Origin of the sequence: Roseateles sp. YR242 (assembly GCF_900109745.1) — a bacterium.
GTDB lineage: Bacteria > Pseudomonadota > Gammaproteobacteria > Burkholderiales > Burkholderiaceae_C > Roseateles.
This window is the reverse complement of sequence record NZ_FOAV01000004.1, coordinates 155,745-173,005: the sequence shown is the minus strand read 5'-3', so window position 1 is coordinate 173,005 and position 17,261 is coordinate 155,745. Positions and strand designations below refer to the sequence as shown.

13 protein-coding genes and 1 pseudogene are annotated in these 17,261 nt (G+C 66.7%); 5 read left to right on the top strand and 9 right to left on the bottom strand.

All coding sequences use genetic code 11. The features are described from left to right. Positions 1–66: 66 nt before the first annotated feature. Positions 67–888, top strand: coding sequence for a hypothetical protein (locus BMY53_RS10345; protein WP_092946222.1), 822 nt, complete (start codon positions 67–69; stop codon positions 886–888). A gap of 18 nt (positions 889–906) precedes the next feature. Here the strand turns inward: BMY53_RS10345 and BMY53_RS10340 are convergent, their stop codons facing one another. From BMY53_RS10340 to BMY53_RS10305, 8 genes are all read right to left on the bottom strand, one after another. Beyond that, a complete protein-coding gene (locus BMY53_RS10340; RefSeq protein WP_092946220.1) occupies positions 907–2,217 on the bottom strand; it encodes a phenylacetate--CoA ligase family protein in 1,311 nt (436 codons plus the stop codon). After that, on the bottom strand, positions 2,217–2,537 hold the full coding sequence (locus BMY53_RS10335; RefSeq protein ID WP_143074023.1) for a hypothetical protein: 321 nt from the start codon (positions 2,535–2,537) through the stop codon (positions 2,217–2,219). Before BMY53_RS10335 ends, BMY53_RS10340 begins: the two co-directional genes overlap by 1 nt. 74 nt (positions 2,538–2,611) lie before the next feature. After that, entirely contained in the window at positions 2,612–3,427 is an 816-nt protein-coding gene (locus tag BMY53_RS10330; RefSeq protein ID WP_092946216.1) for an ABC transporter ATP-binding protein, read from the bottom strand. A 13-nt stretch (positions 3,428–3,440) separates the two neighbouring features. Next, entirely contained in the window at positions 3,441–4,769 is a 1,329-nt protein-coding gene (locus tag BMY53_RS10325; protein WP_255370147.1) for an ABC transporter substrate-binding protein, read from the bottom strand. Positions 4,770–4,833: 64 nt separating this feature from the next. After that, entirely contained in the window at positions 4,834–5,898 is a 1,065-nt protein-coding gene (locus BMY53_RS10320) for a branched-chain amino acid ABC transporter permease (RefSeq protein WP_092946212.1), read from the bottom strand. 13 nt (positions 5,899–5,911) lie between these two features. After that, positions 5,912–6,841 carry a branched-chain amino acid ABC transporter permease gene (locus BMY53_RS10315; RefSeq protein ID WP_092946211.1) on the bottom strand — a complete coding sequence of 310 codons (930 nt, stop codon included), beginning with the start codon at positions 6,839–6,841 and terminating at the stop codon, positions 5,912–5,914. 11 nt (positions 6,842–6,852) lie between these two features. Then, the gene (locus tag BMY53_RS10310; protein WP_092946209.1) at positions 6,853–7,659 is read right to left on the bottom strand and encodes an ABC transporter ATP-binding protein; all 807 of its coding nucleotides are present in this window, start codon (positions 7,657–7,659) and stop codon (positions 6,853–6,855) included. Then, positions 7,659–9,665: an AMP-dependent synthetase/ligase gene (locus BMY53_RS10305; protein WP_092946576.1), complete on the bottom strand. Its 2,007-nt coding sequence runs from the start codon at positions 9,663–9,665 to the stop codon at positions 7,659–7,661. Before BMY53_RS10305 ends, BMY53_RS10310 begins: the two co-directional genes overlap by 1 nt. 245 nt (positions 9,666–9,910) lie before the next feature. On the opposite strand from BMY53_RS10305, the pseudogene BMY53_RS10300 reads away from it, so the two are divergent. Further along, positions 9,911–10,609, top strand: a pseudogene (locus BMY53_RS10300) (Crp/Fnr family transcriptional regulator); the annotation flags it as partial. Between the two features lie 188 nt (positions 10,610–10,797). Here the strand turns inward: BMY53_RS10300 and BMY53_RS10295 are convergent. Then, positions 10,798–11,382 (bottom strand): GNAT family N-acetyltransferase, encoded by a 585-nt coding sequence (locus BMY53_RS10295; protein WP_255370146.1) that lies wholly within the window; start codon positions 11,380–11,382, stop codon positions 10,798–10,800. Between the two features lie 268 nt (positions 11,383–11,650). Here BMY53_RS10295 and imuA point away from each other — a divergent pair, with 268 nt between their 5' ends. From imuA to BMY53_RS10280, 3 genes are read left to right on the top strand one after another with little or no spacing between them, the layout of a single operon-like run. Next, positions 11,651–12,616 (top strand): translesion DNA synthesis-associated protein ImuA, encoded by a 966-nt coding sequence (imuA, locus tag BMY53_RS10290; protein ID WP_092946206.1) that lies wholly within the window; start codon positions 11,651–11,653, stop codon positions 12,614–12,616. Beyond that, the gene (locus tag BMY53_RS10285) at positions 12,576–13,949 is read left to right on the top strand and encodes a Y-family DNA polymerase (protein WP_177200819.1); all 1,374 of its coding nucleotides are present in this window, start codon (positions 12,576–12,578) and stop codon (positions 13,947–13,949) included. Before imuA ends, BMY53_RS10285 begins: the two co-directional genes overlap by 41 nt. Positions 13,950–13,964: 15 nt before the next feature. Further along, positions 13,965–17,177: an error-prone DNA polymerase gene (locus BMY53_RS10280; protein ID WP_092946205.1), complete on the top strand. Its 3,213-nt coding sequence runs from the start codon at positions 13,965–13,967 to the stop codon at positions 17,175–17,177. Positions 17,178–17,261 lie beyond the last annotated feature (84 nt).

Genomic DNA, 17,261 nt, shown 5'->3' with positions numbered 1-17,261 from the left:
ACCAAGGAATGTCCAACTTCCAGGGCACCCCGGGCCCTCCACACCATGTATCCATCGCTTTCATTCATGGCCACGCCGATCCAGAGTTCGGGCCCGGCACTCCTGAAGGCTGATCCCTCGCTGAGCGACGATCGCTACTCAGCTCTTGTGCGCCAGTTCGATAACAACCGACGATGCGCCATTGAGGTTCTTGGCTTTCTTCAGTCCACCGATCCAGCCGCCATGCTGCCCGAAGAGGCGCGGCGACGCATGCTGGACGATTGCCAGCTGATCAGTTCCAGAAAGTCGCTCGAGGATGTTCAGCACCAGATCTCCCTGGGCGGCCAGATACCCCCGCGTCAACGCACGCTCTGCGGCGCCATCGGGCATGACGAGTACAAACTGGACATGATTTGCCGCCAACTTCGGATGTACGCCACCGCGTTGCTGGACGGTGAAATTCGAAGCCTCCAAGAGGCGAGGCAGGCGCTGGAGAAAGCATGCGGCGGCCCACACGCCACCATCAGCAATGTGGCTGATGGTCTCACCTGCAGCACCATGCCGCAGCTGCACGATGTCAAGCAAGGGGTGCTGCGGATAAACGCTACGATGACCTTCATCGCAAAGCTGCAGCAAACCGCCCAGGAATTGACGTCCGCCTACCGTGCCATCGATCATCGTGACCTCAGGATATGGGCAATATTGACGGTCGGCAAGATGGCAGACCACTCTTTCGATAGCCTGATAGATACCCTAAAAGCGGCTCGTCGCTTCGCGGACGGCGGCAACCCGGAGAGCTGCAACAGAAAGCTCCGCCAGTTCGATGAAATTTTCGAGCAGTCAAAGTCGACTTTGCAATTGATTCTCCGGGAGGGATCTGCCACCCAGCCGGACGAATCCTCAGCCTGATCTGAGCCCGGCAGCCATTCAGCTCGGGCTGCGGCGGTCGTCAATCACCTGCCCATCGTTGGCCAGAGCGCCCGGCCTGAGCAGCTCGACATCCGCGCGCAGCCGGGTCGTGTCCCGCCACAGCTCGGCCAGGCGCAGAGCCATCCCTTCCGGTTCACCACCCGGTTCGCCCCCCAGTTTGGACGCCAGCTCGGACCCCACCTCCACCTGCAGCACCATCGCGTCCTGCCCCAACTCACCCGTCACCACCAGGCGGGCCCGCACCACCTCGGGGCAGCGTTTCAGCACCGCCGCCACATGCGAGGCATGCACAAACATGCCACGCACCTTGGCACTCTGGTCGGCCCGCCCCAACCATCCGCGCAGGCGGGCATTGGTGCGCCCCGTGGGACAGGTGCCGGGCAGCACGGCAGACAGATCGCCGGTGCCGAAGCGGATCAGCGGATAGTCCGGATTCAAGGTCGTGACCACCACCTCACCCACCTCGCCGTCCGGCACCGGATCACCGCTGCCCGGGCGGACGATCTCCACCACCACCCCCTCGTCGATCACCAGGCCCTCACGCGCCGATGTCTCGTAGGCGATCAGGCCCAGGTCTGCGGTGGCATAACACTGGAAGGCCGCCACCTGGCGCGCCAGGCACCAGTCCCGCAGGGCCGACGGAAAGGCCTCGCCGCTCACCAGCGCCTTGCGCAGTGGAAGTTCAAGCTCCTGCTCCAGCGTCCGGTCCATCAGGATCTTGAGGAAACCCGGGGTGCCGATATAGGCCTGCGGGCGCAACGCCACCAGGGCCTGCACCTGCAGCTCGGTGTTGCCGACACCGGCGGGGAAGACCGTGCAGCCCAACCCCTCGGCCGCGTCTTCCATCATGGCGCCCGCCGGGGTGAGGTGGTAGCTGAAGCTGTTGTGGACCAGATCCCCGGCACGCAACCCGGCCGCGTGCAAGGCCCGGCCCATGCGCCAGTAGTCGCGGCGCCAGCCCTGCGGCTCATACAGCGGCCCGGGCGACTGGAACACACGCCGCGCCCCTGTGCTGCGGGCCAGGCCCTGCCAGCCCACCGCCGAGAAGCCGCCAAAGGGGTCATCCTGGCGTTGCTGGCGCACGGCCTGCTGGCGCGCCAGCAGGTCCGCCTTGCGGGTGACCGGCAGGGCCGCCAGCGCAGCCCGGCTGGAGATGCGCGAGGCCTCAATGCCGGCCAGCACGTCGGCAAACGCCTCGGTGTGCGCCTGTGCGTGAGCCACCTGATGCGGCAATGCCGCCAGGTGCTGCGCCTCCCGCTGCGCAGGCGGGCGGATCTCCAGCGCGTCGTAGAAGGCCGCGGCGCTCATCACTCATCAGCCCATTGCAACAGCCGGCGCTTGAGGTCGTCCTGGAGCTTGCGCACGTCCGCAGCGTTGCGACAGACGCGGGTCTCCCAGTCAGGGCTGCGGGCCGGGCGCCTGGCCAGGCGCGCCACCAGCTGGCCGGGTTCGACCTGCAGGTTCAGCACCTCCTGCCCTTCAAAGCTGAAGGCATTGCCGCGCTCCGTCAGCGTCCGTGCATCGCGCAGCGTGCGCTTGAACTGAAGCAGCGCCGCTTCCGCGTTGAACGGGGGCAACGCAAAGAAATCACCGGGGGCATCTCCGGCGCCATCGTGGTCGGGGCTCATCACGTTCTCCCTGTGTGCATCATCAAAGGCCCGACGGGCCACATCCTTCATTCTCAGTGGCGCAACCCAATGGCTCAAGCCAGCCAGCGCTTGCGGCGCTTGTAGCTCTTCACATCCCGGAAGCTGCGCCGCTCACCGCCATCGGCCTGCCGGCCCATGCCGAGGTAGAACTCGCGCACATCCTCGTTCTCGCGCAGCGAGGCCGCCGAGCCTTCCATCACCACCCGGCCGTTTTCCAGGATGTAGCCGTCATCGGCATACCGCAGCGCCAGATGGGTGTTCTGCTCCGCCAGCAAGAAGGTGGTGCCCTCGCGCTGATTCAGTTCACGCACGATGTCGAACACCTCCTCGACGATCTGCGGCGCCAACCCCATGGACGGCTCGTCCAGCAGCACCAGGGTGGGATGGGCCATCAGCGCCCGCCCAATCGCACACATCTGCTGTTCGCCCCCCGAGGTGTAGGCCGCCAGTGCATGGCGCCGTGCCTTCAGCCCGGGGAAGAAGGCGTAGACCTTCTCCAGGGTCTGCGCGACGGCGGCCTTGCCGTCCTTGCGGGTGTAGGCACCGGTCAGCAGGTTCTCCTCGATGCTCAGGTGGGCAAAGCAGTGCCGGCCTTCCATCACCTGCACCACCCCACGCGCCACCATCGCCGATGGCGACAGGTGCTCGATGCGCTCCCCGCGCAGCTCGATGCGGCCCTTCGTCACCGCGCCGCGCTCGGCGGCCAGCAGGTTGCTCACGGCCCGCAGCGTGGTGGTCTTGCCGGCCCCGTTGCCGCCCAGCAGGGCGACGATGCGACCCTGCGGGACCGTCAGCGACACGCCTTTGAGCACCAGGATGACATGGTTGTAGATCACCTCGATGCCGTTCACGGCCAGGAGTGGCGTCATGCGGCCTCCGCAGTCAGGACTGGCAGTCGCCAGGGGCGCGCCGGGACAGCTTCTTGTCGGCGGCGTATTGGTCGGCAGCCGCCTTCACCAGCGGCTTCAGGATCTGCTCGTCGGCCTGCAGCCAGTCGGACGAAAAGCGCCACTTGCTGCCATCCCAGGTGTGGACCCGCGCCCAGGTGGAGCCCATGTGGTCCTGGCAGGAAGTGGAGATGGGGCGAATCACCCCGGTGAGGCCCAGCTGTTCAAGGCGCTTCTCATCCAGCGCCAGGTTCTCCAGCCCCCAGCGCACCTGTTCACCGGTCATCACCTTGCCCTTGCCAAAGCGTTCCTGGGCCCGCCGTACAGCCTCCACCGACAAGGCCTGGATGATCAGGCCCCGCGTGTAGAGCACCGAACCCACCTCTTCCTTCGGCCCCGTGCCCTGCCCCTGGCCATGCACATACTTGAGCAGGTCCTGGATGACCCTCGGCTGCTGGCCATGGCCGTTGAGTGCCAACGCGTTGTAGCCCTTGGCACCCTCGCCGACGTCCTTCACATCCGGCTCCGCGCCGGCCCACCAGACGCCATACATCTTCTCGCGCGGGTATCCGGTGGCCTGCGCCTCCTTCAGCGCCGTGGCATTCATCACTCCCCAGCCCCACAGCAGCACATAGTCGGGCCGTTGCTGCCGCACCTGCAGCCAGGCCGACTTCTGTTCCACCCCCGGCGCGGTGACCGGGATCTTGACCAGCTCGAAGCCATGCATCTTCTGCCGTTCCTCCAGCAGCGGGATCGGCTCCTTGCCGAATGGAGAGTCGTGATAGACCAGCGCGATCTTGCGGCCCTTGAGCTTGTCGAAGCCACCCTCCTTCTTCGCCAGGTGCTGGATGAGCATGTCCGCGGCGGTCCAGTAGCTGCCCATCAGCGGGAAGTTCCACTTGAAGACATTGCCGTCCTGCGAGGCCGACAGCCCATAGCCCAGGGTCATCAGCGGGATCTTGTCGGTGGGGACCTTGTCGGTCAGCGCGAAGGTGATCCCGGTGGCCTGCGGATCGAAGAGCGATGCGCCCCGGCCCTTGAGCCGTTCGTAGCACTCCACGCCCTTGTCGGTGGCGTAGCCCGTCTCGCACTCCTCGTAGGTCAGCTTCACACCGTTGATGCCGCCGTCGCGTGCATTGATGAGCTTGAGGTAGTCCTGCTTGCCGTTGGCCCATGGCGTGCCGTTGGGCGCATACGGGCCGGTGCGGTAGACCAGCAGCGGAAAGAACTGCTCCCTGGCCTGTGCGCCCACGGGCCCGGAGGCGAGCAGCCCGGCCAGCGTCAGCAGCGGGGCGGCCACCGCCGCCAGGGTCTTCAGTGCGATCGTTCTCATGAGGTCTCCTTGGTTGTTGGAATCAGCACGGGATCCAGGCGCCAGCCATGCGGGCTCAGTGAGGAAAGGGCCACAGCCTGAGCTTCTCGCGCCCGACCTGCCACAGCCGTGCCAGGCCATGCGGCTCCACGACGAGGAAGAAGACGATCAGCGTGCCCAGGATCATGGTGGTGAGGTGGGCCGCCAGCGCGGTGTCGATGGGCAGGCCGAACCAGCGCGGCAGGTTGTCCAGCAAGATGGGCAGCACCACCAGGAAGGCCGCCCCCAGGAAGCCCCCGGCGATGGAGCCCAGGCCACCGATGATCACCATGAACAGCAACTGGAAGCTGCGGTCGATGGAGAAGGCGGCCGGCTCCCACGCGCCCAGGTGGACAAAGGCCCACAACGCGCCGGCCACGCCCACGATGAAACTGCTGACGGCAAAGGCGCCCAGCTTGGCGCGCATCGGCCGGATACCGATGACGGCAGCGGCCACGTCCATATCCCGCATCGCCATCCAGCCGCGGCCGATGTGGCCGCGCACCAGGTTCTTGGCCAGCAGGGTAAAGACCATTACGAAGGCCAGGCACAGCAGGTATTTGCGGGCGGGGGTATCCAGCGGTTGGCCCAGCACGGACAGCCCGGAGACACCGACCGAGCCGGAGGGCGAGTCGTGGGTCAGCCATTTCACGCGCAGGAAGGCCCAGTCACAGAAGAACTGCGCGGCCAAGGTGGCGACCGCCAGGTACAGGCCCCGAATGCGCAGGGACGGCAGGCCAAAAAGCACGCCCACCACCGTGGCCATGGCGCCGCCCAGCACAATGGCAGCCACCGTGGGCATGCCGTCCACGCGCACCAGGAAGTTGTAGGCCGCATAGGCCCCCACCGCCATGAAGCCCCCGGTGCCCAGGGATATCTGGCCGCAGTAGCCCACCAGCAGGTTCAGGCCCAGCGCGGCCAGCGAGAGGATGAGGAAGGGGATCAGCACCGCCCGCAGCAGGTATTCGCTGGCCACGGCGGGAATGACGAGCACCGCCAGCACCAGCAACAGCCCCATTGCCAGCCGGTCCTGCAGCACCGGAAAGAGCTGCTGGTCGGCGTCGTAGCTGGTCTTGAACTGGCCGTTTTCGCGATAGAGCATGAGGCCTCCGGGGTCAGACGCGGTCGATGATGCGTTCGCCAAACAGCCCCTGCGGCCGCAGCAGCAGGAACAGCAGCGCCAGCACGTAGGCAAACCAGATCTCGATGCCGCCCCCGAGGAAAGGGCCGATGTAGATCTCCGAAAGCTTCTCGCCCACGCCGATGATCAGCCCGCCCAGAATGGCCCCCGGCACCGACGTCAGGCCGCCCAGGATCACCACCGGCAAGGCCTTGAGCGCCACCAGCGACAGCGAGAACTGCACGCCCAGCTTGGAGCCCCAGATGACCCCTGCCACCAGCGCCACAAAACCCGCTACGCTCCAGACGATCACCCAGATGCGGGACAGCGAAATGCCGATGGACTGCGCGGCCTGGTGATCGTCCGCCACCGCGCGCAAGGCGCGGCCGGTGCCGGTGCAGCGGAAGAAGAGGCTGAGCCCGGTCACCAGCGTGGCGGCAATGGCGGCGGCGGCCAGGTCTTCCTGGCTCACCAGCACACCGCCCTGGAAGTGATTGGCCAGCAGGAACATGGGGTCCTTGGGCAGGCCCACATCGATCTTGTAGATGTCCGAGCCAAACAGCGTCTGGCCCAGGCCATCCAGGAAATACGTGATGCCCAGCGTGGCCATGAGCAGGGTCACCCCTTCCTGGTTGACCAGGCGGCCCAGCACCAGGCGCTGCACCAGCCAGGCCACCACCACCATCAATACCATGGCCACGAGGAAGGCCAGCAGGTTGAGCATCCACTTGCCGGAAAGGCCTGTCCATGACGGGATCCATTCGGCGAAGCGCGCCATGGCCAACGCCGCAAACAGCACCATCGCGCCCTGCGCAAAATTGAACACGCCCGAGGCCTTGAAGATCAGCACAAAGCCCAGCGCCACCAGCGAATACAGCATGCCGGTCATCAGGCCGCCGATCAGGGTTTCCAGGAAGAATGCCATGGGGCCTCCGTTCAGTGGTCCGTGCCCAGGTAGGCACTTATGACGGCATCGTCGGCGCGCACCTCGTCCGGTGTACCGTCACCGATCTTGCGGCCGTAGTCCAGCACCACCACCCGGTCGCTGATGTCCATCACCACGCCCATGTCGTGCTCGATCAACACGATGGTGGTGCCGAACTCGTCGTTCACGTCGAGGATGAAACGGCACATGTCCTGCTTCTCCTCGACGTTCATGCCGGCCATGGGTTCGTCCAGCAGCAGCACCCGCGGCTCCATGGCCAGCGCGCGGCCCAGGTCCACCCGCTTTTGCAGCCCATAAGGCAGCCGACCGACGGGGGTCTTGCGATGCGACTGGATTTCCAGGAAGTCGATGATGCGTTCCACATGCTGGCGCTGCGTGTTCTCTTCCCGTGCCGCGCGGCTCCACCACGGATTGCGCAGCGCCTGCGCCACCAGGCCAGTGTGCATGTGCAGGTGGCGACCGGTCATGATGTTGTCCAGCACACTCATGCCCTTGAACAGGGCCAGGTTCTGAAAGGTCCGGGCCACGCCCATCTCCGCCACGCGGCGCAGCCGCACACGCGGGCTGAAGCGACCCACGTCTTCACCCCGCAACAGGATCTGCCCCTGCTGCGGCTGGTACACGCCGTTGATGCAATTGAGCATGGAGCTCTTGCCCGCGCCGTTGGGGCCGATGATGGCGCGGATCTCATGCTCGCGGACATCGAAGCTGATGTCGGTGAGTGCCTGGACGCCACCAAAGCCCAACGAGATGTGGCGCACCTCCAGCACCACCGGGGCGTTTACCCTGTCGTTCATCAGGCAGCCTTCCGGGTGGAGATGTCGGCGTCGGTGGCGGTGTCAGCGGCGAAGGGATCGGCGGCAGGCGTGGCAAGGGTGGGGTAGAGCCGTGCATCGGCCAGCTGCACCTCGGCCGCCACCACACCACTGCGGCCGTCCTCGAAGCGGACGGCGGTCTCGATGTACTGAGAGGTTTTGCCAGCGTAGAGCGCGTCGATCAGCACCGCGTATTTCTCCGCGATGGCGCCGCGGCGCACCTTGCGCGTGCGGGTCAGTTCACCGTCATCGGCATCCAGCTCCTTGTGCAGCACCAGGAAGCGCGAGACCTGGCTGCCGGCCAGGCGTTCGTCGCGCGCCAGGTCGGCATTGACCTGCTGCACGCAATCCTGGATGAGCGTGTAGACCTCCGGCCTGGAGGCCAGGTCGGTGTAGCCCGCATACGGCAGGTGCTCACGTTCGGCCCAGTGGCCCACCGCCTCCAGGTCGATGTTGATGAAGGCACAGACCCGGTCCCGCCCGTCGCCAAAGGCCACGGCCTCCTTGATGTAGGCAAAGAACTTGAGCTTGTTCTCCACATACTTGGGCGCAAACAGGGCGCCATCGAAGGCACCGCCGGCGAGGCGTCCCACGTCCCGGGCTCGGTCGATGATGCGCAGATGGCCATCCGCGTCGAGGAAGCCGGCATCGCCGGTGTGAAACCAGCCTTCGGCGTCCAGCACCTCGGCGGTGGCCTGCGGGTTCCGGTAGTAGCCCTGCAGCAGGCCTGGCGAGCGCACCAGGATCTCGCCGCTCTCGGCCAGGCGGATTTCCACGCCGTCGATGGGGATGCCCACCGTGTCGGCACGGGCCTGATGGTCCGGCTGCAGGCAGACAAACACGGCGGTCTCGGTGGAGCCGTAGAGCTGCTTGAGATTGATGCCGATGGACCGGTAGAAGCTGAACAGGTCGGGGCCGATGGCCTCCCCGGCGGTGTAGGCCACCCGCACGCGGGAGAAGCCCAGCGCATTGCGCAGCGGCCCGAAGATCAGCAGGTCACCCAGGCGGTAGCGCCAGCGGTCCGGCCATGCCACCGGGTGCCCGTCGCGCAAGGCGGGGCCCACGCGCCTGGCCAGGGCCATGCAGTGCTTGAACAGCCAGCGTTTGACGCGGCCGGCATCTTCCATGCGGATCATCACGCTGGTGAGCAGGGCTTCGAAGATGCGCGGCGGCGCGAAGTAATAGGTCGGCCCGATTTCCTTGAGGTCGATCTGCACGGTGCTGGCGGACTCGGGGCAATTCACCACATAACCGCAGGCCAGCCACTGCGCGTAGCTGAAGATGTTCTGGCCGACCCAGGCGGGCGGCAGATAGGCCAGCACCTCCTCATCGGCACTCAGGCGGTCGAAACAGGCACCCGCCAGCGCGCGGTCGATCAATGAGGCATGGGTATGCACCACGCCCTTGGGGAGGCCGGTGGTGCCGGAGGTGAAGAACATCGCGGCCACGTCGCCCGCATCACCCGCCTGCACTTCCGCCTCGAACAGATCGGGGTGGCGCGCTGCATGCGCACGGCCCTGGGCACACAGTGCATCCAGGGCGGCCAAGCCCGGGGCGTCGTAGTGGCGCAGGCCGCGCGGATCATCGAACCAGATGTGCGTCAGGGCGGGACAGGACGGGCGGATCTCCAGCAGCTTGTCGACTTGTTCCTGGTCTTCCACCACCGCAAAGGCCACCTCGGCGTTCACCAGCGGAAAGACGAATTCGGCGGCCACGGCGTCCTGGTAGAGCGGCACCGGAATGGCGCCCAGCGACTGCGCCGCCAGCATGCTGGCATACAGGCGCGGTCGGTTCTCACCGATCACGACCACATGCTGCCCGCGCCGCAGTCCGGCGACGGCCAGCCCATGTGCCAACTCGCGCACCAGCGCCGCCAGCGCGGACCAACTGAGCGTCTGCCAGATGCCCAGCTCCTTCTCGCGCAACGCCGGTGCCCGGGGACGTTGCCGCGCATGAGCCAGCAGCCATCGGGGGAAGGTCTGTTCCACCGTTGTCTCCTTGTGCATCTCCCGGCCACCGTGAATAGGGGGTGGTGGCTGGTGTGCGGTTGTGGGCGAATCCTAGGCTGCGGCTTTGACGCCGTGTTGTCGCTGCAACGACATTCCTAGGGACAGTTCGGGGGCGGACTTTCCCCAGGGGGGGCTGTCGGCACGGTGTCAGGCCGCTGCACGATAAACACTTCATGCCAGCACTTGCCTTGTCCGCATCACGAGCCGCCCGAACCGCAGTCCGAGTGTCGGAGCAACGGCCATTGCGCCAGCGTGCCCGTATCGCCACGCCGGTTGAGCTCGACGCCATTCCCTGGCTGAGCTCTTTGTCATCGCTGGAACGCAGCCATGTCGTGGCCCGCTTGCTGGTGGCCGAGGTGGACGTGGGCGAGCGCATCTGCCGCATCGGCAAGGAAGCCAACTACTGGTTCGGCGTGATCGACGGCCTGCTGAAGATGAGCAATGACGACGCGGCCGCGCGGCCCGTCACCTTCACCGGCGTGCCGCCCGGGGGCTGGTTTGGCGAAGGCACACTGCTCAAGCGTGAGACCTACCGCTACAACATCCAGGCACTGCGGCGCAGCGTGGTGGCCGGCCTGCCGCTGGACGACTTCCATGAGTTGCTGGAGACCAGCATCCCTTTCAACCGCTATGTGCTCAACCAGCTCAACGAGCGGCTGGGGCAGTTCATTGCCGCGCGAGAGATCGACCGGCAAAGCGACCCCGACCTACGCGTGGCGCGCAATCTCGCGGCGCTCTTCCATCCGCAGCTCTATCCCGGGGTGGGCGGGCTGCTGCGCATCACGCAGCAGGAGCTGGGGCATCTGGTGGGCTTGTCACGCCAGCGGGTGAACGAGGCGCTGCGGCACCTTGAGGAGCGCCGGCTGATTGCCGTGGAATACGGCGGCGTGAGGGTGTTGGATCTGCCTGGATTGCGGACCTACCCGGGATGGGGTGGGGAGCGAAGTGCCGAGCAGCGTGCGGAGCGAAGTACAGAGCGAAGTGCAGAGCGAAATGACGAGCGTAGTATGGAGCGGGGGGCAGAGCGCGGCGCGGAACGAGGGGCCGAGCGAGGCGCGGACAGCGCGTCCAATTCGACGGGAAGCGCCGAGCCCGACTAAACCCGGCGAGCTCAGGCCCCGAACGGCGTCGGCTCAGGTTGTTGTGGCGGCCGGGTGTGGAACTGGGTCACGTTGATTTCATAGAGCAGGCTGGCGGCTTCACCAGGATGATCCGCCACCGAGCCCTTGAGCCGCAGGCCCAGACGTTCCACCGTCTTGCGCGCCGCGGTGTTGCCCGGCGGCAGCAGCGACTGCACCTCGCCGGACTTGAGTTCCAGGAAGGCCATGCGCAGCGCGGCGAGCGACATCTCGGCCGCATAACCGCAGCCCCAGAAATCAGACCGAAAGTGAAACTCCAGCAGCAGCGCGTGTACGCCGGTGACCACTGCACGGCTCAGGCCGCCAAAGCCGATGGCACCCGCCTCGGGGTGATCCCGCAATTCCACCGCCCAGGGGCCAACACCATCGGCCTGCCACAGCGCTCGCCAGTGCGCGAGCCGGGCGGCAGCGCCCGTGCTCTCCACGCCGAAGCGCAGGTTGGCAGGGTCCATCAACGCGTCATGCAGGGATCGAAGATCACCCGGCGCAGGCGCTCGCAGCCGAAGTCGGGAAGTCAACACTTCCGGTATCGGGCTGGAAGAAGAGGTATGCGGCATAAACATAGGGTTATTACCTAGATTATGCGCGTCAGGCCTTTTTCAAGACAGGCGGCGCTGGTTCACCAACTCTAATCACGGGTTTTGCGTCACGCAGCGAACACTTTGACGTCAAAACCGCCAGGAAATGCGCCCGTTCGCTTATCGATCACGGCCATTCACTCAGAAAGGTGACAAACGCCGCATGGCCATGGCCGCGTGAGGCCCACTTACTTTTGCGGCCAGAACTGCCCCATATACTGTATCCCCATACAGTATTTTGCTAATCATGTCCGCCCAGCCTGGACTGCTGTCCCCTTCGCAGAATGCCGCCCGGCCGGATGTCATGCCGCTGCCCGCCAACGTGGCGGAGGCCTTGTGGCGGGGTGATGCCATGGGTCGTTCCTGCAACACCGCCTGGTCCAGCGGTTTTCCGGCCCTGGATGCAGAACTGCCGGACGGTGGATGGCCGTCGCGCCAGATCACCGAAATCCTGCAGCCGCAGTTTTCATTGGCCGAATGGCGGCTGATCGGTCCGGCCCTGCGCGAGGTGGTGAGTGACGGCGCCGCCGTGGTGCTGGTGGGAGCACCCAAACGTCCGCATCTGCCCGGCCTGATGCATCTGGGACTGGGTGAACGTCAACTGGTGTGGATCCAGGCCCAGGCAACCTCCGAGCGGCTGTGGTGCACAGAACAACTGATCAAGTCCAATGCGGCCGGCGCGGTGCTGGCCTGGTTGCCGCAGGCGGCGCCGGAGCAGTTGCGCCGGCTGCAGGTGCTGGCGCAGTCGTTTGATGGCCCCGTCTTCCTGTTCCGGCCGATACAGGCCCGCCATGACCCCTCTCCCGCGCCCTTGCGGGTGGCGGTGGACGTGGATGTGGATTGGCAATTGCAGGTGACCCTGCTCAAGCGCAAGGGCCCGGCCCATGAGCAGCCAGTGGTGCTGCCCTCCATCCCCGGGGGATTGGAGCTGGTGCTGACACCCCGTGTGATGCACCCCAGCGACCTGCGGGCCCAGCGGCAGCGGACACCGGCAAAGCGCCCAACAACAGCCACTACGAACGCCACCACCAACGCCATCGCGGTCGGCGAGGCTACGTCGCTGGCCCCAGGCGCATCCGCACACGCCACCACACTCGCCACCCCCATCGCCGCCACGTCAGCGCCCACGCCGTCGTCTGGGTCCGCCCTCCCTGCCGCCAAGGAGCTCCACCATGCTGTGGGTCGCCCTGATTCTTCCACCCTCTCCTTCTGAGGACCCGCAGGCGCCCTTCGTGGTCTCGCCCGACGCCCTGCGGGGGCTGGCCGTGTGGTGCCTGCAGTTCACGCCACGGGTGGCCCGGATGGAGGATGCGGTGGTGATGGAAGTCGCCGCCAGCCTGCGCCTGTTCCGAGGCTTGAACGCCCTCAAGGCCCGTTTGGCCGACGAGGCACCGGACCTGGGCGTGTGCCGCATCGGCTGGGCCTCCACCGCCAACGCGGCGCTGGTGCTGGCGCGCTGTGGGGTCACCGACCTGGGCGACCGGCTGCTGCAGGCCGTGCTGGACCCCCTGCCGCTGGAAGCCCTGAGTGCCGCCGCGGCCCATGCGGAGCCGCTCAGCCGCGCGGGTGTGCGCACGCTCGGTCAGTTGCGTGGCCTGCCACGCGGCGGCATCAGTCGCCGATTCGGGGCCGGTGTACTGGCGGCCCTGGACCAGGCCTATGGCTTGCGGCCCGAGGTGCATGGCTGGGAAGCGCTGCCGGAGGACTTCCATGCACGCCTGGAACTGCCCAGCCGTGAAGACCGTGCGCCCGCCCTGCTGATGAGCGCGCGCCCCTTGCTGATGCAGTTGTGCGGCTGGCTGGCGGCCCGCCATGCAGGCGCCACCGGGTTCACTCTGCACTGGATGCATGACTCGATGCGCGCCCGTGAGATTGGTGACCATGGCCACCTGACGGTACGCACTGCCGAACCCATCCGCGAGCTGGAGCATTTCTGTCGCCTGCTGGCGGAACACCTGGCCAAGACGCAGTTGCTGGCCCCTGTGGGGGAACTGAGGCTGCAAGCCCTGGATGTGCAACCGCTGGTGGAGGACAGCGCCTCGCTGCTGCCTGATGAGATCCGCACCGGCGAGACGCTCTACCTCACGCTGGAACGCATCGCCGCCCGGCTAGGTCCGGCGCGGGTGCTGCAGCCGGCGCTGGTGGATGAGCACCGGATGGAATGGATGACACGCTGGCAGCCGTCCGACCCCGCGTCGCCAAAGCGGGGCGGCCGGCCGCGCGCCTGCGCATCGCCCCAGACGCCCGAACCGGCCTTCCTGCTGGATGAGCCGTTGAAGCTGGCGGTGCGAAATGAATGCCCGCACTACCAGGGCGCGCTGACGCTGCTGATCGGTCCGGACCGGGTGGAAGGCGGTTGGTGGGACCGGTTGCCCGGCGCCCCCGGCCCCACCCCCGTGGATACGCCCCAGGCCCAGGCCGGCCACCGCAACGTCCTGCGCGACTACTGGGTGGCAGTGAACGACAACGCCGGTGTGCTGGCCATCTTCCAGGAGCGCCTGGCCGGTGGGGGTGGCGCCTGGTATCTGCACGGCATCTACGCCTGATGCGGGGCCCCCGCCATGAGCCAGCCGCCGCCGGAATTCCCTGTGGATCCCGAATCCGCCCCCCCCATCGACGACGGCGCCGCCGATGCGGACGCTGCGCGGCTGCCTGACTACGCCGAACTGCGCTGCATCAGCAACTTCAGCTTCCTGAAAGGCGCCAGCTGGCCGGAGGAGTTGGTGCAACGCGCCAAGGCCTTGGGCTACCGCGCCCTGGCCCTCACCGATGAATGCAGCATGGCCGGCATGGTGCGTGCGCATGTGGCGGCCAAGGAACACGGCCTGCAGTTGCTGGTGGGCAGCCAGTTCGAGGTGCAGGAGGCGCCATGTGCCTTCACCCTGGTGGTGCTGGCCTGCAACCTCAACGGCTACGGCAACCTGTGCCAGCTCATCTCTCGCCTGCGCCGCGCCAGCGAGAAAGGCACCTACCGCTGCACGCTGCGCGACATCGGCCCGCAGGACCTGGACGACTGCGTGGTGGTGGCCTGCCCGGACCGGTTCGCCCAGCCGGCGCCGCTGATGGCGCTGGCGCGCTGGCTGTTGACCCGCTTCACTGGCCGCTGCTGGCTGGGCGTGGACCAACTGCACCGCAGCGATGACGAGATCCGCCTGGTGCGGCTGCGCGAGCTCAGCGCATTGACCGAGATCCCGCTGGTGGCCGTTGGCAATGCCACCATGCATGTGCGCAGCCGCAAGCCGCTGCAGGATGTGCTCACCGCCACCCGGTTGTGCAAACCGCTGACCGACTGTGGCCAGGCGCTCGACCGCAATGCGGAGCGCCATCTGCGTGCACGCAGCCGCCTGGGGCAGCGCTTTCCGGAGGACCTGCTGGCCGAGACCCTGCAGGTGGCGGCGCGTTGTGACTTCAGCCTGGGTGAACTGCGCTACCGCTACCCCAACGAGGTGGTCCCCGACGGCGAGACCCCGGCCTCGCATCTTCGCCGCCTCACGCACGAAGGCGCCGGCCGACGCTGGCCTGGCGGCATTCCGGCGGCCATCAGCGAGCAGATCGAGCGGGAACTCGATCTCATCGAGGAACTGCAGTATGAGCACTACTTCCTCACGGTGGCCGACATCGTCGAATACGCCCGCTCGCAGGGCATTCTCTGCCAGGGCCGGGGCAGCGCGGCCAATTCGGTGGTCTGTTATTGCACTGGCGTGACGGAGGTGGACCCGGCCCGCATGCAGGTGCTGTTCGAGCGTTTCATCAGCAAGGAACGCAATGAACCGCCAGACATCGACATCGACTTCGAGCACGAGCGCCGCGAGGAGATCATCCAGTATCTGTACCGCAAGTACACCCGCGACCGTGCGGCGCTGGCGGCGGTGGTGATCTCCTACCGGGTCAAGAGCGCGCTGCGCGATGTGGGCAAGGCGCTGGGTTTCGACCCGGAGGCACTGGATGCGCTGTGCAGCAACCACCAATGGTGGGATGGCATGGACATCGACGCGGCGCGCCTGGCCGAAGTGGGGCTGGACATTACGCAGTTGGCGGTGCGGCAGCTGCTGGACCTCACCCGTGACCTGCTGGGTTTCCCGCGCCATCTCTCGCAGCACCCAGGCGGTTTTGTGCTGACGCAGGGGCCACTCACCCGCATGGTGCCGGTGGAGAACGCCTCCATGCCGGACCGCACCGTGATCGAGTGGGACAAGGACGACCTGGATGCGGTGGGGCTGCTCAAGGTCGATGTCCTGGGCCTGGGCATGCTCACGGCCTTGCGCAAGACCCTGGCCCTGGTCAGTGAACGCGACGGCGACCACTTCGGCCTGCACGACATTCCGTCGGAAGACGAGGAGACCTACCAGATGATCTCGCGCGCCGAGACCATCGGGGTCTTCCAGATCGAGAGCCGGGCGCAGCGCAGCATGCTGCCGAGGCTGCGCCCCCACTGCTTCTACGACCTCGTCATCGAGGTGGCCATCGTGCGGCCGGGGCCCATCCAGGGCGGCATGGTCCACCCTTATCTGCAGCGGCGGCAAAAGCTCGCGCCGGTGGAGTTCCCCAGCGAAGCACTGAAGGTGGTGCTGGAGCGCACGTTGGGGGTGCCGGTATTCCAGGAACAGGTCATGCAGATTGCGATGGTGGCGGCCGGGTTCTCGGGCGGCGAGGCGGACGGGCTGCGGCGATCGATGGCGGCCTGGAAGCGCAAAGGCGGGCTGCAGAAGTACTACGACAAGATCGTGCAAGGCATGACCGCGCGGGGCTACCAGCTTGAATTTGCCGAGTCGATCTTCGAGCAGATCAAGGGCTTCTCGGAATACGGTTTTCCGGAATCCCATGCGGCTTCATTTGCCTTGCTGGTCTACGCCAGCAGCTGGCTCAAGTGCCATCGGCCGACGGAGTTCCTGGCCGGCATGCTGAATTCGCAGCCTTTGGGGTTCTATTCCCCCAGCCAACTGGTGCAGGACGCGAAGCGCAATGGCGTGGTGGTGCTGCCGCCCGATGTCTTGCACAGCGACTGGGACTGCACGCTGGAGCCCTGGCATGACCCGGCCCCGCGCTCACGGCCGGCCCATCTGCCACCGAAGGCGGTGCGCCTGGGGTTGCGGCTGGTCAAGGGGCTTCAGCAAGCCTCGGCGACCGCCATTCAGCGGGCGCGGGAGGAAGCGCTCTTTGAGGATGCCGAGGATGTGGCGCGGCGCGCCGGGCTGAACCAGCAGCAGATGACCATGCTGGCCTCGGGTGATGCGTTGGCCAGCCTCAGCGGCCATCGCCGCCAGCAGATGTGGGACGCCGCGGCGCAACACGCGCCACCGCCCCTGCTGCGTGCGGCGCCGGTGCAGGAAGACTTTCTGGAGCTGCCACAGGCGCCGGAGGGTGAGGACATCGTCTTTGACTATGCGTCCCTGGGGCTGACCCTGCGCAGCCATCCCCTGTCCTTGTTGCGGCCCCTGTTACAGCAGCGCCGGCTCATGAGCGCGGCGGAGCTGAGTGATCTGCCGGACGGGCGCGTGGTGCGGGGCTGCGGCATCGTCACCGTCAAGCAACAGCCGGCCACAGCCAAGGGCACGATCTTCATCTCGCTGGAAGACGAGACCGGCGACGTGCAGGTCATCGTGCATCGCAAGCTCTGGGAGCGGCAGCGGCAGGTGATGCTGCATGCACGGCTGCTGGCAGTACGGGGACAGTGGCAGCGCAAGGGGGAAGTACGCAACCTCATTGCAGGCCACCTGGAAGACCTGACCCCCCTGCTAGGCCGCCTCCAAACCGCGAGCAGGGATTTTCATTAGCCCCCGGCTGGTCGGGCCTAGGGCCCGTCCAGCCGCCCCCCGAGGGGGCTAAGGGCCACCTTGGGGCGGCCCGGCGGTGACCCT